This is a genomic window from Variovorax sp. Varisp41 (assembly GCF_047325085.1).
GTDB lineage: Bacteria > Pseudomonadota > Gammaproteobacteria > Burkholderiales > Burkholderiaceae_C > Variovorax.
Map to the genome: position 1 here is coordinate 2,564,410 of NZ_CP168540.1, position 18,605 is coordinate 2,583,014.

General features: G+C 69.4%; 16 protein-coding genes and 4 tRNA genes. 6 read left to right on the top strand and 14 right to left on the bottom strand.

What is annotated here, in order from left to right:
• The first annotated feature begins 114 nt into the window (after window positions 1–114).
• Entirely contained in the window at window positions 115–1,092 is a 978-nt protein-coding gene (locus tag ACEN9J_RS12015; RefSeq protein WP_413764186.1) for a GMP reductase, read from the top strand.
• A gap of 4 nt (window positions 1,093–1,096) precedes the next feature.
• On the opposite strand, the gene ACEN9J_RS12020 is transcribed toward ACEN9J_RS12015, so the two are convergent.
• On the bottom strand, window positions 1,097–1,966 hold the full coding sequence (locus ACEN9J_RS12020; RefSeq protein ID WP_057589485.1) for an alpha/beta hydrolase: 870 nt from the start codon (window positions 1,964–1,966) through the stop codon (window positions 1,097–1,099).
• A gap of 96 nt (window positions 1,967–2,062) precedes the next feature.
• Here ACEN9J_RS12020 and ACEN9J_RS12025 point away from each other — a divergent pair.
• Window positions 2,063–2,138, top strand: a tRNA-Ala gene (locus ACEN9J_RS12025).
• Between the two features lie 58 nt (window positions 2,139–2,196).
• On the opposite strand, the gene ACEN9J_RS12030 is transcribed toward ACEN9J_RS12025, so the two are convergent.
• A complete protein-coding gene (locus tag ACEN9J_RS12030) occupies window positions 2,197–2,901 on the bottom strand; it encodes an SDR family NAD(P)-dependent oxidoreductase (protein ID WP_413764187.1) in 705 nt (234 codons plus the stop codon).
• A gap of 156 nt (window positions 2,902–3,057) precedes the next feature.
• Here ACEN9J_RS12030 and ACEN9J_RS12035 point away from each other — a divergent pair.
• Together ACEN9J_RS12035 and ACEN9J_RS12040 are read left to right on the top strand one after the other, a co-directional pair.
• Window positions 3,058–3,133 (top strand) — tRNA-Lys (locus ACEN9J_RS12035).
• Window positions 3,134–3,590: 457 nt separating this feature from the next.
• Entirely contained in the window at window positions 3,591–3,968 is a 378-nt protein-coding gene (locus tag ACEN9J_RS12040) for a hypothetical protein (RefSeq protein WP_413764188.1), read from the top strand.
• Window positions 3,969–4,228: 260 nt separating this feature from the next.
• Here the strand turns inward: ACEN9J_RS12040 and ACEN9J_RS12045 are convergent, their stop codons facing one another.
• Window positions 4,229–4,642, bottom strand: a complete 414-nt coding sequence (locus ACEN9J_RS12045) for a hypothetical protein (protein ID WP_413764189.1) — start codon at window positions 4,640–4,642, stop codon at window positions 4,229–4,231.
• Window positions 4,643–4,908: 266 nt separating this feature from the next.
• Between ACEN9J_RS12045 and ACEN9J_RS12050 the strand changes: the two genes are divergently transcribed.
• The gene (locus tag ACEN9J_RS12050; protein ID WP_172705668.1) at window positions 4,909–5,085 is read left to right on the top strand and encodes a hypothetical protein; all 177 of its coding nucleotides are present in this window, start codon (window positions 4,909–4,911) and stop codon (window positions 5,083–5,085) included.
• A 61-nt stretch (window positions 5,086–5,146) separates the two neighbouring features.
• Here ACEN9J_RS12050 and ACEN9J_RS12055 read toward each other — a convergent pair whose 3' ends face one another.
• The 4 genes from ACEN9J_RS12055 to ACEN9J_RS12070 all read right to left on the bottom strand — a co-directional run bounded on the left by ACEN9J_RS12055 (window position 5,147) and on the right by ACEN9J_RS12070 (window position 6,174).
• Entirely contained in the window at window positions 5,147–5,710 is a 564-nt protein-coding gene (locus tag ACEN9J_RS12055) for an HNH endonuclease (protein WP_057590603.1), read from the bottom strand.
• A gap of 46 nt (window positions 5,711–5,756) precedes the next feature.
• Window positions 5,757–5,830: transfer RNA gene (locus tag ACEN9J_RS12060), tRNA-His, on the bottom strand.
• 25 nt (window positions 5,831–5,855) lie between these two features.
• Window positions 5,856–6,053 (bottom strand): short-chain dehydrogenase, encoded by a 198-nt coding sequence (locus tag ACEN9J_RS12065; protein ID WP_261208293.1) that lies wholly within the window; start codon window positions 6,051–6,053, stop codon window positions 5,856–5,858.
• Window positions 6,054–6,098: 45 nt separating this feature from the next.
• Window positions 6,099–6,174: transfer RNA gene (locus ACEN9J_RS12070), tRNA-Asp, on the bottom strand.
• Between the two features lie 703 nt (window positions 6,175–6,877).
• On the opposite strand from ACEN9J_RS12070, the gene ACEN9J_RS12075 reads away from it, so the two are divergent.
• Entirely contained in the window at window positions 6,878–7,276 is a 399-nt protein-coding gene (locus ACEN9J_RS12075; protein WP_057590605.1) for a hypothetical protein, read from the top strand.
• A gap of 10 nt (window positions 7,277–7,286) precedes the next feature.
• On the opposite strand, the gene ACEN9J_RS12080 is transcribed toward ACEN9J_RS12075, so the two are convergent.
• The 7 genes from ACEN9J_RS12080 to ACEN9J_RS12110 form a co-directional block, all read right to left on the bottom strand.
• The gene (locus ACEN9J_RS12080) at window positions 7,287–8,024 is read right to left on the bottom strand and encodes a hypothetical protein (protein ID WP_172705669.1); all 738 of its coding nucleotides are present in this window, start codon (window positions 8,022–8,024) and stop codon (window positions 7,287–7,289) included.
• A 129-nt stretch (window positions 8,025–8,153) separates the two neighbouring features.
• Entirely contained in the window at window positions 8,154–14,240 is a 6,087-nt protein-coding gene (locus ACEN9J_RS12085) for an FAD-dependent oxidoreductase (protein ID WP_413764190.1), read from the bottom strand.
• A 69-nt stretch (window positions 14,241–14,309) separates the two neighbouring features.
• Window positions 14,310–16,067, bottom strand: coding sequence for a hybrid sensor histidine kinase/response regulator (locus tag ACEN9J_RS12090; protein ID WP_413764191.1), 1,758 nt, complete (start codon window positions 16,065–16,067; stop codon window positions 14,310–14,312).
• Window positions 16,064–16,708, bottom strand: coding sequence for a response regulator (locus ACEN9J_RS12095; protein ID WP_064262281.1), 645 nt, complete (start codon window positions 16,706–16,708; stop codon window positions 16,064–16,066). Before ACEN9J_RS12095 ends, ACEN9J_RS12090 begins: the two co-directional genes overlap by 4 nt.
• A 117-nt stretch (window positions 16,709–16,825) precedes the next feature.
• On the bottom strand, window positions 16,826–17,269 hold the full coding sequence (locus tag ACEN9J_RS12100) for an acyl-CoA thioesterase (protein ID WP_413764192.1): 444 nt from the start codon (window positions 17,267–17,269) through the stop codon (window positions 16,826–16,828).
• A gap of 3 nt (window positions 17,270–17,272) precedes the next feature.
• Window positions 17,273–17,803, bottom strand: coding sequence for a MarR family winged helix-turn-helix transcriptional regulator (locus tag ACEN9J_RS12105; RefSeq protein WP_093348989.1), 531 nt, complete (start codon window positions 17,801–17,803; stop codon window positions 17,273–17,275).
• Window positions 17,800–18,579 (bottom strand): SDR family NAD(P)-dependent oxidoreductase, encoded by a 780-nt coding sequence (locus ACEN9J_RS12110; protein ID WP_057590612.1) that lies wholly within the window; start codon window positions 18,577–18,579, stop codon window positions 17,800–17,802. The genes ACEN9J_RS12105 and ACEN9J_RS12110 overlap by 4 nt, the downstream gene beginning before the upstream one ends.
• Between the last annotated feature and the right edge of the window lie 26 nt (window positions 18,580–18,605).

Below are 18,605 nucleotides of genomic sequence, written 5' to 3' on the forward strand. Positions count from 1 at the left end.
CGGTTTTTTGTGCGCGTCGCCCGCCCCCGCAGGGGCTTTCGCAGCGACGCCGCCGAAGCCGGCCAGACCAAGCGCTCACTCGTTTTCAACGACTTCCTCCAGGAGCTTGGTTTCATGCAAATCTTCGATTACGACAACATCCTGCTGCTGCCGCGCAAGTGCCGCGTGGAGAGCCGCTCCGAGTGCGACACCAGCGTCACGCTCGGCGGCCGTACCTTCCGCCTGCCGGTGGTGCCCGCCAATATGAAGACGGTGGTGGACGAGTCCATCTGCCTGTGGCTGGCGCAGAACGGCTACTTCTACGTCATGCACCGCTTCGACCTCGACAACGTCGCGCTCGTCAAGCGCATGCAGGGCCATGGCGTGTTCGCCTCGATCTCGCTGGGCGTGAAGAAGGCCGACTACGACACGGTCGACCAGCTCGTCGCGCAGGGCCTGGTGCCCGAGTACGTGACGATCGACATCGCGCACGGCCATGCCGACAGCGTGAAGAACATGATCGGCTACCTCAAGCAGAAGCTGCCCGCGACCTTCGTGATCGCCGGCAACGTCGGCACGCCCGAGGCGGTGATCGACCTCGAGAACTGGGGTGCGGACGCAACCAAGGTCGGCATCGGCCCGGGCAAGGTCTGCATCACCAAACTCAAGACCGGCTTCGGCACCGGCGGCTGGCAGCTCAGCGCGCTCAAGTGGTGCTCGCGCGTGGCGACCAAGCCGATCATTGCCGACGGCGGCATCCGCGACCACGGCGACATCGCCAAGAGCGTGCGTTTCGGCGCCTCGATGGTGATGATCGGCTCGCTGTTCGCGGGCCACGAGGAATCGCCGGGCCAGACCGTCGAGGTCGACGGCGCGCTGTTCAAGGAGTACTACGGCTCGGCCAGCGACTTCAACAAGGGCGAGTACAAGCACGTCGAGGGCAAGCGCATCCTCGAGCCCATCAAGGGCAAGCTGGCCGACACGCTGATCGAGATGGAGCAGGACGTGCAGAGCTCGATCAGCTACGCGGGCGGCCGCACGCTGATGGACATCCGCAAGGTCAACTACGTCACCTTGGGCGGCGACAACGCAGGCGAACACCTGCTGATGTAGGCCTTCAGGACTCGAGCAGCTGCACCGCGAGCCGGTGCAGCCGGTGCGAGGAATCGGCCAGCGCGTCGACCACGCCGAAGTGGTCGAGGCCCGGCAGTAGCTCGCACACCGGCACCGCCCGCGAGCCCCAGGCCTCGCGGATCATCGCGTTGTGGCGGATGAACTCCTCGCTCTCGTTGCCGCCCGCCACCGCGTAGAGCAGCCCGCGCTTCGGCGCCGGCCAGTACGCGGGGCTCGCGCGGCGCACGTCCTCGTCGCTGAGCCGCAGCACCTGCTCGAGGAAGGGCGTGCGCTGCAGCGGCGCGAGGTCGTACAGGCCCGAGATCGACAGCGCATTGCGCACCAGGTGCTCGGGCAGGTCCGGTGCCACGGCCTTCCAGTCGCAGGCCAGCAGCGCCGCCGCCATGTGGCCGCCGGCCGAATGCCCCGCCACCGTGATCCGCGCGGGATCGCCACCATGCGCCGCGATGTGGCGCCAGGTCCATGCGAGCGCGCGCACCATCTGCAGCACGATGCCCGGCACCGTCACGGGCTGCTCGGGCGTGCCGGGGCACAGCGCGTAGTTGGGCTGCACCACGCAGACGCCGCGGTCGTTGAAGGCGGGCGCGATGAAGGAATGGTCCTTCTTGTCCATCGCGCGCCAGTAGCCGCCGTGGATGAAGACCAGCACGGGCGCGTCGGGCACGGGCGCCGGGAACACGTCGAGCGTTTCGTTGACGCCCTCGCCGTAGCGCAGGTCGATCCGGCTCGGCAGCGCATCGCGCGCCGCGGCGGATTCGCGCGCCCAGCGCGCGAAGTACGCCGGGTGTTCCTTCACCCGCGCGAGGTTGTTGTACATGCCTTCGAGCCAGGCGGGGTCGCGCGAGGGGGTCATGGGGTTGCCGGGGTCCGGTGCCGTTTCTGGGAGGCGCGCATCTTGGCATGCGGCGAGCACGCTGCCGCGAGTTCCGGCTAAAATTCGCCTCGCGTTGGGGGGGTAGCTCAGCTGGGAGAGCGCCGCGTTCGCAATGCGGAGGTCGGGAGTTCGATCCTCCTCCTCTCCACCAACCGACAAAAAAGGGCCTTGGCATCCGCCAAGGCCCTTTTGCTTTGGTGCATCGCGTATCAGTCGAGCGCGAGGTGCTGGCCGTGCAGCGCCGCCGCGCCGGGCGACGCGAGAAAGCCGATGGTCTGCGCGGCGACCGCGGTCGACACCCATTCGGCCGGGTTCGCATCGGGCATCGCCTGCCGGTTGGCCGGCGTGTCGAGCACGCTGGGCGCCACGCTGTTGATATTGACGCCATGCGGCGCCGCCTCGGCCGCCATCGCCTCCACCAGCCGCTGCAGCGCGCTCTTCGACGCGATGTACGACGCCATCGCGGGAAGACCGCGCGCCGCGACCTTCGCCGTCACCGCGACGATGCGGCCGGCGCGGCGCTCGATCATCGAGGGCAGCAACGACTGCGTCACGGCCACGAAGGACCAGGCGTTGAGGTTCATCATCCGGTCCCAGCTCTCGCGCGTGAGCGCGTGCGTCGCCTCGCCCATCTCGAAGCCGCCGGCGATGTGCACCAGCGCATCGACGCGGCCGAAGGCCTTGAGGATCTGCTCGGACAGGCCGGCCATCGAGGCGGCAGAGGTCACGTCGCCGGCCAGCAGCAGGTGCTGCGAGTTGTCGAGGCCCGGGAACACTTCGGACAGGCGCCCGGCGTGGTGGTCGATCAGCGCGGCGCGCGCGCCCTGTGCGAGGAAGTGTTGTGCAACGGCGCGCCCGAGTGCGCCCGCGGCACCGGTGATCACGACATGCGGCGCGGTGTTGGCATCGCTCATGGAAGTTCTCCTGAATGGGAAAGAGAGGGGGCGAACCCCCTTCGTCGGTGCCGAATGCTAATCCGCCACACACGCCGCATACAAAAATTTTGAGAACAACGAATTTCTACGCTATACTCGCAGACTTGCCTGAAAACGAATATGTTTTCAACGCAAGGGCTCTTAGCTCAGTTGGTAGAGCAGCGGACTCTTAATCCGTAGGTCGAGTGTTCGAGTCACTCAGGGCCCACCACCAACACCTTAAATAGCGCGGTCTCCGCGCTATTTTTTTGTCTTCGCGATACGTGAGGCCTCGACGGTTCGCCCGTCGAGGCCTTTTTCTTTGCCTTCGCGCAAGCGCGGCTTCATTTCCTCGCCTGTTCCCCTGATCCGGGTCTCGACCGATCCACAGCGAGATAGCCTTACCACGTCAGGAACAGATCGTCTACCAAAGACAACCGTATGCTTACCGCCAACTGACCAAAAGGAGTATGGAAGTTTTACAACAAACCGCGCATTCCACCGATTGCCGTTGTTGTGGGTGTCACGGGACCGCTTAAGAATCCCGTTCAGGAATCGTTTTTCGAACGCACGGCAAGAACGAGAGGCCGGCCTTCGGGGAGAAAAAAGAACGGCATTCGAGGGATACCTACGGGGGACGGACGCTGCACGGCTGGAGCGATATTCCGGACAGAAAGCACAGATTGTCGATGGTTCAACCTACCGCCTCAGCAGCCTTCGGGTCGCATTGCGCGAAAACGTTTGCGAGCGACATCGATCTGCCCTTTCTCGTGCGAGCGCGCCGGCAGGTCATCGCGGTGAAGGCCGTATTCCGTTGCATTCCGCGGAACGAGCTCAACCAATGGATGGTCGGACCGAGCGGAAGCTACCGGACCGATGTGGACATGTTGACCGAGGTCCTGCTCGAAGTCATCGATCTTCAAGGACTCACGGGCCGGACATCCCGGTCGATGCTCAACGATGCGATTTGCGACGAGCGGGCTGCCGCCATGCTGGTCGCGGTCTTCCTCAAGCAGTGCCAGAGCACGAGCGACAGGCCGCTGGAAATTCTCGAAGCCGTCTCCTAGTCAACCTGCCGGCTCTCAAACCCACCGCCATGTCCATCTTTTCGTCGTGCAACTGCGCATCCCCCGCGCTTCGTCGAGTCAAACGCCTTTGGTGGATGCGATTCTTCATCGGCAGAAAGGCCTATCAGTGCGGCCGATGCAAGAAGGTCCGGTTGTTGACGCTGCGCCAGCGCCTGGATCTCAAACGCGCGATGCGATTCGAAGATTCGCGATCCGAGCCTTCGCTGCGTTAGTGCCAAGAGCAACCGGCGCGTCTCGCCCTAACCCGCCGAGCGCCGCGCCAGCCAATCGGAGGCGTACGCAGCCAGCAACGCTTCCCTGTCGACCACCTCCGCATCCAGGTACTGCCGCGCATGCGCCTGCGCGAGCTCACTCGCAAGAAACCAGCGCTCGCGCTCGCCGCTGCCCAGGGGTGGCGGCGTGCCCCAGGTGGCGCCGTCCTCGCCGCGGAAGGCCTCGGTGATGGGCAGCCACCCGCCCGTCATGCCGATCTCCGACAGCATGCTGCGCGGACCGTCGAGCGCGATGCGCACGCGCACGTCGTCGCCATCGACCTCGACGATCGCGCCAAGTCCACCCTTCTGATGCACACGCCACAGCTGCGCCGGCGAGGCACTGCGGATCCAGCTCTGCATCGCGGCCTTCAGGGCCTTGAGGATGATTTCCTTGTCCATTTCCACACTATTTCACATTTTTGAATGACGGCTGCATCGCCGCCCTTGGCCATGCAGTGGCGGGTCGCGTGCCCCATGGCATCTTGCTGTTGCTGTCACACAGCGCCCCATAACAATGACCACAGGGACCAGAAACCGAAGCCAGAAAAGCTCGTTGCCACACCCGCCTCGGCGGGTATTTTTTTGCCCGTGCACGCGCCAATGAAACGCCGTCCGATGCGCCGCCACGCGGGTGGCTTTTCGGGCCTACGCTATATTTCCGCCCCATGGAAAAGGCTTCCGACATCGGCAAACCCACCGTGCCCATCGATCTGATCGGGCCGGAACACTGGCACCGCTCCAGGCGCCGCAACGGGCGCACCGCCAGGGTCCTCTTCGCGATCGTCGGCGGCCTCGCGGCGGCCGGTGCGATTGCCTACCGCTACTTCGGACTCGGCCGCTGAACACACTCATGAAAAAGGCCCGCCGTCCGCGAGGACGGCGGGCCTTTGCGTTGGCACCGGTTCATTGCAGCCGCGATCCCTTCGGCAGCCGCCTGGCCAGCCACTCGTGCACGTCGGCGCGGATGTGGCGGCCCTCGAGCAGGAAGTTCTCGAAGCGGCTCGGCACGTACGGCAGGTACACGAGCGGCATGCCGGCCTCCTCGGGCGTGCGCGCGGCCTTGCGGCCGTTGCACGCGGCACAGGCTGTCACGAGGTTGGTCCAGCTCCAGGCACCGCCACGCGATGCCGGCAGCACGTGCTCGCACTGCAGCACCTGCTCCGCGAACACGCCCGCGCAGTAGGCGCAGGTATGGCGGTCGCGGCGCAGCAGCTTGCGCTTGGTGAGGCCGGGCACGACATCGAAGAGGTTGATCTTCGAGGCCCCGCGCAGCGCGATGATCGGCGCGACCTCGATGCGCGATTGCACGCCGCGCGCCACGTTGAAGCCGCCGCGCAGGGTGGCCAGCGGCGCGGCGCCGTCTTCCCAGGCCACGTCGTCGCAGGCGTAGTGCAGCACCGCCTGCTCCAGCGAGACCCAGGCTTGCGGCGTGCCCTGGATGTCGAGTTGCAGGACGTGTGAATGCATGGCTCGCCTCCTTTCGCGGCGATGTCGAACGATGGTCGAAAAAGTCTGGGGTACACGAACGGAATCGAACCGTCGTCAGCGGGATCACAACCCGCGGCTCTGCCATTGAGCTACGCGCACCATGGAAAAACGAAAGAAGGATCCGCTACCACTCCCCGACTTCGCGCACACGCTGGTCGAGGTCGAGCTGATCGAGCCGCAGCTCGCGCAACGAGCCGGGCTCGCGCAGGACATCGGTCTTGCGACCGAAGCCCAGGCGCCGCGCCAGCGCGGACACGAAGGGCTTGCGCGCCGGCGCGGGATGCACGGCGATCATGCGGATGGGGCTGTTGCGCTTGCGCATGCGATGACTCCTTGTTGTATGGGTTGAGCGATGTGGTGACAGCATTGGCGTTCCGCAGGGGACTCGAACCCCTGGCTTCCTCCTGGACAGGGAGGCACTCTGGCCGCTGAGTTAGCGGAACGTGATCGAGGAAAAGGCGCTTTCCATTTCGGTTGTGTCCTCACGCGACAGGCCCCGCGCTCTCGCTCGAGGCCCCGTGCGACATCGCCGCACAGGAGTGGTCCACGCTCCTGCACATCCCGCCAGACCGTCCACGCGGCTCATCCTGGCGGTGTGGTGAAGGCACACCCGAAATGGCGAAGCTGCGCGCCGATCCAGTGACGGCTGCGCCTCGCGGCAAGTTGTCGAAGAACACCGGCGGCATCCGTGGACGCCACCGCCGCGGCACGATGGCCGCGAAAAACAAAAAGGCCCGGAACCTTTCGGTGTCCGGGCCTCTGGTGAGAGAGCTTGGGAGGGCATGCGCCTAAGCGCAACCTCCACCCGGTGGCAGTCGACCCTCGAATGCATCAACGCGCGCTTTCGCGTGGTTCAGCGAATGCATGGCGTACGAGCGACCCAGGTTCGCGGCGGGCGACGGCAGGTCGAATCCTTTGCTGAAACCCGCGCGCACGAGCGCCCGGCCCGAGACGGGTCGAATGCTGGAGAGTTGGCGTGCGGTGTTCACGATGGGACCTTGGTGGAAGCTGTCGCGCTTTGAAAAGGGGTGGAGGGATCGGGCCTCTCGCGGCCTGGGCCTGCGAGTGCCTTGCACTGTAAAGAGTCTTTACGAGGGCGTCAACAACCGGGACAATCTTTTTTTGTCTTGTTGTTGTTTTTGAACAGTGCCCCAACTCACCGTCGCACGCCGCCGCAATGTGCTCGCGCTGCATCGCCGTTTTCTCGAGGCGTCCGTGGCCGCCGGCCTGCCCGCCAAGGGACTCGACCAGGCCTTCGCGCGGAAGATCGAGGTGTCGCCGAGCATGTGGAGCCAGATCAAGAGCGCGCGGCCGATCGGCGACAACCTCGCGCGGCAGATCGAGCGGCACTGCGAGGTCGAGGCCGGCTGGCTCGACCGGGAAGACCGGCCCTCCGAAGTGCCCGACGAGGCCGAGGAGCGCTTCGTCGCGATGGCGCGCGAAGCCTGGCGTGCCGCCAATGCCAAGGGCAAGCGCGAACTCGGCGGCTGGCTCAAGAAGAAGATCGCCGAAGACGCGGGGCCCGTCGCGGCGGACAAGAAGTGACGCCTCGAAGCTAGGCCGCAAGCGCCGTCTCCACCGCTGCCTCGTCGCCGTACTCCGACGGGTACATCCCCCGCAGCCACCACTCGACGCCACTCAGTTGCGCCTCGAGCGACAGGCCATCGAGGGCCAGGGCGCGCAACGCCCGCATCGAGCGGAAGCCGATCAGGCCGTCGATCCCGCCGATGTCGTACCCCAGGCGGATCAGGCCGCTCTGCAGGCGCGCCTCGTCGGCGTTGTGAACGAACAGGTCGTGCGGCAGGCCGGCCGCGAGGATGGCGCTGGCCGCCATCGCGAGGTACGGCGTCCTGAACGGGCCCGCGGGCCTCGACGCATGCTGCTCGTACACGCGCTGATGGCTGCCGCGGCATTCGAAGTGCCAGGCCTCGCTGAGCGCCGGGTCGGGCGTGCGATGGATCGGCACCACGCCGAAGCCGCGCGCCAGCGCCCAGAACTCGGCCAGCGGCATGCGCAGCGCACCGAGGTCGACGTCAAAGGCGCGGCCGGCCTCGTGCATGCCGTCGCCCGTGCACGCGCCGAGCGATGGCTGCCGGCCGGGCCCGGCGGCCCGGTCATGGAACAGGTCGGACAGCAGCAGGCGTCCGCCGCGGCGCTCGACCTCCTTGCGGATCGCGGCGAGCGCGCGCCGCGTGTCGGGCGTGCACCAGGCCAGGGGCCGCGGCAGCGCGAGCCATTGGCCTGCCACCTTGTAGATCGAGGGCACATCGATCGAAACCAACCGTCCCGGCATGAGCGCTTTCTTTGATGACTGCAATGCGCCGCACGCGGGGCCCGCGCGGCCCTGTCACGGCATGCGGGGATTGGAGTTCATCGTCGCGCCGCGCGCATGCCCCAATTGGAGGAGAAACGCCGCGCGGCGCTACGAGAGGTCGACGCGCGGCCAGTCGAAGCGCTTCCTGGTCGCGCCCTCCTCGAGCACCAGCAGGTCGGTCGACAGCGCGGCCGACCAGCCCTCGGCGCATCGCTCGAAGCGCAGCAGGCCGTAGCCCGATCCACGCTGCGGCAGCTCGCCATCGATCGCCTCGAGCCGCAACGTGCGACCGTCGGGCAATGAAAGGTCCTCGTCGAGCCACAGATCGCCGGGCGAGCAGTTGGCGTACGGCAGGGGCGCGTAGAAGGCCGGCGCGAGCATCACCGCACCGACGCGCACGCCATCCACCGTGACCGCGCCCGAGAAGCTCAGGTGGTAGTCGCCCGAGATGCAGGCGAAGCGCCCCGGCACCGCATCGGCCAGTCGGCCCAGCAGCTCGGCGCGTTCTGCCGGCGCGGCCTGCATCGAGTCCGGCGGGCCGGGATTCGCGGGATCGCAGCCCGGCACCAGCCCCGGCAGCAGCACGCTGCCCGTGAGCAGGCAATGGAAGGCGTCGCTGTCGCGGCCCTCCTCCACCCAGGCGTGGAAGGCCGCGCGCGCCTCGTCCGACAGGGTGCGCACCGCGACCGGCTTGCCCGGCGCGCTGTGCCGGGCGGCCTTGCGCCAGCGTCGCGTGTCGGCCACGAAGAAGCGCACGCCGCCGCGCTCGTAGCGCGCGAAGCCGAAGCGACGCATGCTCTCGCTGCCGTGCATCAGCTGGTAGGCGGTCAACGCGTTCTGCGCGGCCTGCAGCGCATGTTGCTCGCGCAGGCGGCTGTAGCCGCGGCGCGCGAGATGCGGCTTGAACAGCGAGCGGGCCAGCGGGTAGTTGTCGGTGAACTCGTGGTCGTCCACCGTGCACACCGACGGCACCCGCGCCAGCAGTTGCTGCAAGGCGCGCCGCGTGAAGGCCCGCTGGTGCCGGTCGGTGTAGCGCTCGACGGGATTGGTCGAATCGATGATGCCGCCGGTCGCGTCGGCATAGATCTGGTCGCCGAGCATGAACAGCATCTCGGGGCCACCCGCTCCCAGCTTGCGCACGGTCTTCAACAAGCGCTCGAACGAGGCCGAGGCCGGTTCGCTGTCGAAGGAGAAGCCCGGGTAGCTGCAGCTGCCGATGGCGATGCAGAGCGCGCCCTCGCGCGCGGCCAGCATGCGCGGCCTGAGGCGGATCCAGCGGTGTTCCGCCAGCGGTGCATTGCGACGCTGGTGCGACAGCGAGGCGGGAAAGGGCCCGCGCCCCACCTCGCGCTCGCGCACCGCCGCTTCGGCCGCGAAGCGGATCGAGCCCTGCAGCGCCATCAGCTCCGCCGCCTCCGCGGCGGCCGAGAACGCCACCGGCGGCCCTTCCACGACCTCATCGGGCAGCCGCTGCAGTGGCCGGCTCGCGGTCCGTGCATCGAGCGCCGGTGCGTGCGAGACGCACTCGATGCGCGCGCGCTCCCACGTCCCGCCCTCGGGCAGCGGAATGCTGCCGCAGGCCACGCGGATCGCGCTGCTGCCATCGGTGCGGCCCTGCGCGCTGCCGAGCACCCAGGGCCGCCGCGGCGGCGGCAGCAGGAAACCGTCGCGCGCCACCATCGGCGCGGGAAAGTCGACGATCTCCAGCGGCACGCGATAGAGACGCGACCCCAGGTGCACGATGGCGCTGGCCGCCAGCCCGCGGCTGAGCAGCGCGTCGGCGGCGGTGTCGTCGACCACGAAGGCCACGCGCACGCCGCGCGACGGGCCCGGCGGCATGGCGCAGTACAGGGCCAGTTGCGGGTCGACGTCCATCGGCTCCATCGGCCCGACCCAGGGGCCGGCGCGCGGAAAGCGCACCTCGTGGTTCGGATGCGGGCTCGCCGGCGGGATGTCCTCGTCGACGCCGGGCGCGGCGACGGCCGGCCCATGTTCGCGCGATCCCCAGGCCTGGTTCAGCAAGGCCGCCAGCCGTTCGTAGGGACTGGCCTCGCCGTCGACGCGATCCATCGCCGCCTGGCCGATCAGCGGATCGAGGTGACCATGGCCCGCGATCAGGTCGCACATGTGCGGCGGCTGCCCGTCGGTCGCCTTGCCGAACAGCGGCACCCAGTCGGGATGGATCTGCGCGAACTGCAGCGACGAGCGCAGCGCCCCTTCCTTGTCGAACAGCTCGTTCTCGCAGCCGTGCACGAAGCGGATCGGCAGCGCCATGTGGCGCGCGATCGCGCTGTCGTTGGCGTAGACGTTGAAGCCGTCCTCGCTGACCAGCCGCTCGTATTCGACGAAGCGCGCCGCATGCGCGAACACGCGCACCGAGGCGTTGCCGAACAGCTTGGGCAGTTCGCGGTGGGTTCGGGCGTTGAGGTTGCGGTGCTTGAACAGCTCTGCGTCGAGGAAGCGCACGCGCCTGCAGGTCGCGCAGTCGTCGTCGTGCGGCCGGCCCAGCGTGCCCTCGCCCGGGCAGTGCTCGCCGGGCGGCACCGGCAGCGCCGCGAACAGGCGGTCGACCAGCGATTCGACCAGCGACTCCACCGGCCCGCGCACCGCCAGCGGCACCGTGGTGCGGCCCGCCAGGTTGCGGATGAAGGCCGGCAGCCAGGTCTTGCCCTGCGAGGAGCGCGAACCCACCGTGAACAGGTGCGTCTGCGCGCTCACCAGGCCCGCGAGCTTCGGCAGCAGCGGACGCACACCGGTGGCCGACACGTAGCCGGCGCTCTCGATCGGATAGGACAGCCGCCCCGCCAGCAGCGCCATCTGGAAGGCCGCCGCGCCGAGGCACTGGCCGAAGGCATGGAGCTGCAGCGGCAGCCCGGCCTCGGGACCGACGACCCGGTCGCGCTCGTTGCGCAGCAGGTCGAGCACGAAATCGACCGCCTCCGGGATGTCGACCATCGCGACCTGGTCGGCGGTACCCGGCTCCTGCGAGGCCCGCGAACGCGGGCTCAGCCGGGTGTCGAGCACCCAGACCTCCCAGCCCAGGCCATACAGGTGCTCGGCGAAGTTCTGCGTCGTGCCCTTGAAGGTGAAGGTGTGGCCCGACATGCCGAAGGCATGGGTCAGCAGCACCGAGCGCGCGCGCCGCACGGGCACGCCGCACCACTGGCCGTCGAGGAACTCGGGCAGCCCGTCGGCGCCGGGCCGCCGGTAGCGCCACAGCCGAAGCTGCACGTTCTCCACGGCCTCGGTGCCGTCGTCGCTCGACGAGCGGCCGCGCCGCACCCACAGCGAATGCGCCTGCGGATGGACGTCGCCCTGCGTGCCGCCGCAGGCCTCGCCGCGCAGCTTCAGGTCCTCGCGGCTGGCGACGTCGACCAGCGGGCTGCCGCTGTAGTCGGGCAGCCGGAAATCGAGCATGCGCGACTGCAGCGCGAAGCGCGCGAGCAGCGCCGGATAGGCCACCAGCGTGCCCATCGCCGAGCTGGCGTCGGCGCCGCCGAGCAGTTCTATCGGGGTGTCGCGCACCGCGCGCGCCACGTCGAACGCGAAGTGCGCTTTCGCCACACGGTTGCGCCACGGCGACCACCAGGGTGCCGGCCGGTCGTCGGCATCGAGCGTGATGACCGGGCAGGTGAGCTGGGTGAACAGGTCGGGCCGCAGGTCGGCCGGCACGGCCTTGCCCGGACGGTCGTCGGCCCACCGCCATTGCCACAGCCGCCGCGCGCCATGCCCCACGAGCTGCGGCCAGCTCGCGGCATAGACGATCTCCTTGGTGCCGCGCAGCCGCAGCCGCCGGACCGGATCGGGCCGAGGCACGCCGCCCGGGCGCAGCGTCAGCCCGAGGTCGTACTCCACATGCCGGATCTCGGTGGCGGCCCACCAGGCCCAGAACATGTTGCGGCTGCGCTCGAGCGTGATCTCGGTGTCGCCGCGCCGCCAGTCGAGGTAGCCGCGCAAGATGAACCAGGTCAGTACCGTGCGCGGCAGGCTGGCGATGCGCCGCAGGGTCGCGAGCGAACCGCCGGGCTCCACCGCGAGGATGGAGACCGCGCCGCCGCGGATCTTGTAGCTGACGAAGCGCTCGCTGGCCGGCCTGGCATCGGGGGCCGTGCCCTCGACCAGGGGTTCGAAGCGCAACAGCCCGCGCACGCCCGTGAAGCGATGCCGCGCATCGCTCCACAGCTGCTGCCAGTCGAAGGTGTGCATGCTGACCACCATGTCGCAGTCGGCGGTCGGCGTGCCCAGCATGCGGCGCAGCGGACCCCGCAGCGGCAGCGCGCGGCACTCCAGCCGCTCGCGCGCGCGGGCCTCGACCCGCATCGGCCCGGGCCGCGACCAGCCCGCGGTGGAGCGCGGCAGGCCGCGCTGCGGCGCGGGCGTCGGCGTGGCGGTCGGGCCGGCCACGCGCAGCCCGGGCGCCAGGTGCGCCATCGCGCGTTCCGCCAGCGCGGTGATGGTCCACAGCGGATTGCAGCCCAGCGAGGTCGGGACGATCGAACCGTCGAGCACGTAGAGGCCGTGCCAGAGTTCGTTGTCGCCGCGCCAGACCCGCCCCAGGTGGTCGACCACGCCCGAGTCGTGGTTGTCGCCCATCGGGCAGCCGCCGAGCGGATGCACCGTCATCGCGAGCGCATCGGGCTTCGGCCCGGACAGCAAGGTCGCGGCGCCCGGCGGCAGCGCCTGCCAGGTCGGCAGGTGCAGGTGCACGCCGTCGCGCCTCGTGCCCGCATCGAACATGCGCTGCTGCGCGGCGTAGGTGGGCGCCTCCTGCGGCCGCGGCCAGTAGGGGGCGATGCCGTCCATCTCGGGCACCCAGACCGCCCGCCCCTGCGAGCTGTCGTGGCCCATCGCCAGCAGCAGTTGGCTGTGGGCGGCGAGTTCGGGCGAGGCGGCCAGCGGGTCGATGCCCCGCCCATGAGCACGCGGCGAAGGCGCGCGCGCGCCGATGTGGCGCAGGGTCCAGGCGATGGCCAGCATCTCCTCGTACAGGCGCGACAGCGGGCCGGGCACGGCGCCGTCCTGCAGCATCACGCGCTCCTGCAGCGGCGGCCGGTCGTCGCCGCTGCCGCGCAGGTCGAGCAGGGTCGTGATCGTCGGCCCCACGGGCCGGCCGGCCTGGGCCTCGGGGAGCGCGCCGCGGCCCACGTTGTCCACCGGCGTCTCGAGGTCGGCGATCACGCTCACGCTGTCGCCGTTGGCGCTCACGCGCGTGCCCAGCGTGGGCGACAGCGTGAAATGCTCGTGCACCTTCTGCGAACGCATCAGCAGCTCGGTGCTGCCGAAGGTACCGGCCGCGACCACCACCAGCGCGGCCTCGAAGCTGCGGCCGTGCTGCGTCACCAGGTCGGCCATGTTGCGCAGGTCGCGGCTGCGTTCGGTCTCCACCGCGGTGAAGCGCCAGCGGCCGGTCTTGCGCTGCGGCTCGAGGGCATAGACGGTGCAGCGGCTCACGAACTGCACGCCCAGCTCGCCGGCCTGCTTCAGGTAGGTGGTGGGCAGGGTGTGCTTGGCGCCGGGCGTGTTGCAGCCGGTGAAGCAGTCGCCGCAATGGCTGCAGCGCGCCGGGTCGATGGTCAGCGTTGCCGCGTGCACCCGTGGCGCGTGCTTGCGCAGCGTCTTGTCGCGCTGCAGCGTCTCGCAGAGCTTCGCCAGCGCCTGCGACTTGGGCAGCGGTTCGGCCTCGGCGCCGTCCGCGGTGCGGATCGAGAAGCGCGTGCCCTGCAGCTGTTCCCTGGCGCGCGCGAAGGCCGACGGCAGGCGCAGGCCGGGCCTGTCGTCGTCGAGCGCATGGCGGATCTGGGCCGGCCACGCGGGCTGGGCGAAGACGTCGTCGTCGGGCTGCACCAGCACGCCGGCATTGATCAGGCTGCCGCCGCCGAAACCGTTGGCCACCAGCGAAGCCATGCCCGGCCCGACACGCCATTCGAACAGGCCGCAGGGGCTGCCCATCGGCCCCTGCGGGCCCTGGAAACGCAGGTACTTGGGCAGCTGGCCCACGTCGTTGGCGAACTCGCCCGGCAGGAACTCCGAGCCGCGCTCGAGCAGCACCACGCGCCGGCCGGCCTGCGCGAGCCGCAGCGCGGCCACGCTGCCGCCATAGCCCGAGCCGATCACGACGGCATCGAGCTGCAGCGGCTCGGGAGGCTTCCATTCGTCGAAGGGAATGGACAGCGGCTGCGCGGTGGGCGAGGACATGGGACGGCGGGAAACGGGAGAGAGGAAATCGTGGCCCGCCGACGGTGGACCTGGGGGGCGAATCCGGACTCAGAGCAAGGCGCGCACCTGCCTCGCGAGCTGGACTTCGTCCACCGGCTTGTGCATCAGCGGCCGGCCGGTGCGGGTCGCCTGCTCGATGCGCGCGGGGGCCGTGTCGCCCGTGATGAAGACGATCGGCAGGTCGGGCGCATCGCGGTTCAGCCGCGCCGCCGTGGAGATGCCGTCCTCGCCGCCGCGCAGGCGCAGGTCGCACAGGCACAGCTGCCAGTTGCCGGGCGGCCCGAGCGCGAGCGCGGCATGCAGGCCGTCGGCGGTGTCCACGTCGGCGCCCCAGGTCTGGAGCAGCGCGCTCAGGCTGTTGCTCACCATCTGCTCGTCGTCGATCACCAGCACGCGCCGGCCGCGCAGATCGGGCATCGGCACCGAGGGGCGCGGCCGCAGGTCGGATTCGTCGGGCGCGCGCGTGAACAGCGCGGGAATGGTCAGCGTGAACTTCGAGCCCTTGCCGGCCGCCGATTCCACCTTCACCTCGCCGCCGAGCATGTGGATCAGCCGGCGCACGATCGACAGCCCGAGGCCGAGGCCGCGGGCCCGGTCGCGCTCCTGGTTGTCGACCTGGAAGAACTCCTCGAAGATCAGCGTCTGGTGTTCGGTCGCGATGCCCTGGCCGGTGTCTTCCACCTCGAAGCGGATCACCGGACCGACGATGTGGGCGCGGATCGCGATCAGGCCCGAGGTGGTGAACTTCACCGCGTTGCCCACGATGTTGCGCAGCGCGCGCTCGAGCAGCACCGGGTCGGTCTGGGCCACGAAAGCGCCGCCCTCCACTTCCACCCGTACGTTGCGCCCGGCCAGCATGGCGCGCGCCTCGGTGCCCTGGCGCGCCAGCATCTGGCCGATGTCGACCGCCTGGGCGCGCGGCTGCACCGCGCCGGCATCGAGGCGCGACATGTCGAGCAGGTTGTCGAGCAGGTCGCCCAGCACGCGGCTGGCCTCGGCGATGCTGCGCGCGATCTGGCGTTGCTCGTCGGTCTCGGCGTTGTGCGTCAGCACCGCCGTGTAGAGCGCGAGCGCCTGCGCCGGCTGGCGCAGGTCGTGGCTGGCATTGGCCAGGAAGCGCGACTTCGAGACGCTCGCCTCCTCGGCCACGTGGCGCGCCTCCTCGGCCTTGCCGCGCTCCTCCTCGGCGACCACGCGCATCCGCTCGGCCTGCTCGCGCTGCGCGTCGGCCTCGAAGCGGATCAGCACCGAGCGCTCGAACACGCTCGCCAGATAGGTCGAGAAGCGCGCCATCACCACCGCGTACATCAGCAGCGACAGCACCACCGCCCAGGCACGCGGACCGCCGTGCAGCCCCCAGCCCAGCGCCACCAGCGGCACGCCGACCAGCAGGAAGCACAGGTAGCCGCGCGCGAACGAGGCATAGGTGGCGGCCCCGCCGGCCGCGGCGAGCAGCACGATCACGGTCAGCGCGAGCCGCGACTCGTCGGGCAGCACGCCGAAGAACATCACGGGCAGCAGGCCGATCCAGATGCCGTTGATCAGCGCGATGTAGAAGAACTTGCTCAGCGCCGCGGCATCGCGCGGCTCGCGGTCGCTCAGCAGGCGCGCGCCCAGCCGCATGCGGTAGGCGTTGGCGCCAATGAACAGCGCCAGCCAGGCTCCGATCAGCACCCACGACACGTGCCGCGCGAGGATCGCGGAGACGAAGGAGCAGCCGACCAGCAAGCCGAGGACGGCGTTGCGCGACTGGGTCGCCAGCAATCCAACCTGCTCGGCGACCAGCGCCGCGGCCCGGTTCCTCATCCGGCTTCCATCGCGCGCCAGCCGAGGCGGGAGAGCTCGTACATGGCCTGGGTGCGGCTGTGGACGTCGAGGATCTCGAACACCACCTTCAGGTGCGACTTCACGGTGGTGTCGGAGATGTTGAGCTCGCGCGCGATCGCCTTGTTCGACTTGCCGTGGGCCAGGCGCAGCAGCACCTCTTCCTGGCGCGGCGACAGTCGCAGGCTCGCGAGCCGGTCGGCCGGCGAGGGCTCGTCGGTGCGCGGCGGCTCGAGGCACACCGGCGGCACGTAGATGCCGTCGTCGAGCACCACGCGCAGCGCCTGCATCATGGTCGCCGGGTCGAGCGACTTCTTGACGTAGCCCATGGCGCCGTCGTCGATCGCGCGGCGCACCGTGTTGGGGTCTTCGTTGGCCGACAGCACGACCACCGCCTGCTCGGGGAACTGGCCGCGGAACAGGTGAAGCGAGTCGAGCTCGCGCATGCCGGGCATCTCGAGGTCGAGCAGCACGATGTCGAAGGGGCCATGCGTGCGCATGGCCGCGATCGCATCGTGGATGTCGGCGGTCTGGTGCACGCCGATCTTGGGGTCGAGCGAGCGCAAAAGAAGTGCCACGCCCTCGCGCACGAGGCCGTGATCGTCAACCAGCAGGATTCTCATCAACCGTTCCCATTCATCTCCGCCTTATTTTCCCAGGCCCGGAATTGTGGGAGCAGTACGCTGGTAGTACAAGCCCGGGGGAACTCCTCCTTTAGAGGGATCGACATTCCCCGGGGCTTAAGAAGGCATCGCGCCCTTCAGGATCGCCGCGCGCAGGTCGGCCGGGATCTCGATTGCCTTGTGGGTTTCCAGCGAAGTGGTCACCAGCACCTGGCCGACCTGCATGCGCACTTCACCCGACACCGGCTCGAAGCAGCGCAGCCGCAAGCTCAGGGAACGCGAACCGAGCCGCTCGACCGCCAACCCCAGCGCCACCCGGTCGCCCATGCGGCTCACGGCGCGGAAATCGGCCTCGAGCTTCACGGTCGGCAGCCCGACGCGGCGGCCGGTGACCAGCGCGTCGTAGCCGATGCCGAGCTCCTCGTTGACCCAGTCCTCGACCAGCCCGTTGAGCATCACGAAGTACTGCGGGTAGAAGACGATGCCGGCCGGATCGCAGTCCGAGAAGCGGATCAGCCGCGGCCGGCTGAACTCGGTGAAGCGCATGGGCGTCTCGGCCATCGCTCAGCCCTCCTCGCCCGCGGGCTCGCTGCGCATCACGTGCACGCGCAGCTCGCCGAGCTGGGCATGCATCTGCTTGATGGTCTTCATGTCCAGGCCCGAGAACATCTCGAGGATCCACTGCTCGTGCTCGCTGGCCATCGCCTCGAAGCTGGTCCGGCCCTTGGGCGTGAGGCTCACGATCCAGGCCCGGCGGTCCTCGGGGCTGGGCGCGCGTGCCACCACGCCCTCGCGCTCCAGTTCGTCGGTGAGGCCGGTGACGTTGCCGCCGGTCACCATCAGGTAGCGCGAGAGCACGCGCATCTTCAGCCCTTCCTTGTGGCGGTAGAGCTGCGCCATGTAGTCGAAGCGCGCCAGCGAGATGCCGAAGCGCTCGCGCAGCCGGCGCCGGATCTCGGCCTCGATCTGGGTGGTGCTGGCCAGCATGCGCAGCCACAGCTTGAGGGCCGCATGGTCCTCGGTGCGCGCGCGCGCCTCGTGGCCCAGTTCCTCCGCGTCGCTCAGCGCGGCATGCGAGGCATCGTTGTGCTTCATGTGACCTCCCCGCCCGAGACCGAGATCGACTGCCCGTTGACCGAGGCGGCGCCCTCGCCGCACAGCCAGCGCACCGCGTCGGCCACCTCCGAGGGCTGCACGATGCGGCGCTGCGGGTTCACGCTCGAGAACTCCGCCAGCGCGTCGGCCTCGCTGCGGCCGGTCTTGCCGACCACGTTGGCGACGCTGTTGCGCAGGATGTCGGTGTCGGTGTAGCCCGGGCAGACCGCGTTCACCGTCACGCCCTTGCGCGCCACCTCGAGCGCCAGCGAGCGCGTCAGCCCGATCACGCCGTGCTTGGCCGCCGTGTAGGCCGCGACGTAGGCATAGCCCTTCTGCCCCGCGGTGCTCGCGATGTTGACGATGCGGCCCCAGCCGGCCTCGAGCATGTCGGGCAGCGCCGCCTGGGTGCACAGGAAGCTGCCCGTGAGATTGACCGACAGCATGCGCTGCCAGAGCTCGACCGAGGTCTTGAGGAAAGGCGCGCTCTCGGCCGCGCCCGCGTTGTTGACCAGGATCGCAAGCGGCCCGAGCGCGGCGCGCGCCTGCGCGAAGGCCTGCTGCACGGCCGCCGGGTCGGCCACGTCGGCCGCCACCACGCGGTGCGAGGCGGCGGCGGGCAGCGTGTCGGCCACGCGCTGCAGCGCCTCGCGGTCGCGCCCCAGCAGCGTGAGCACCGCGCCCTCGGCCGCGAGGGTGCGCGCGATCTCGGCGCCGATGCCGCGCGCGGCACCCGTGACCAGGGCATGGCGGCCGGAAAGAGAATTTGCTTGCATGGCAATAATATTTAGTCCTAAACCAT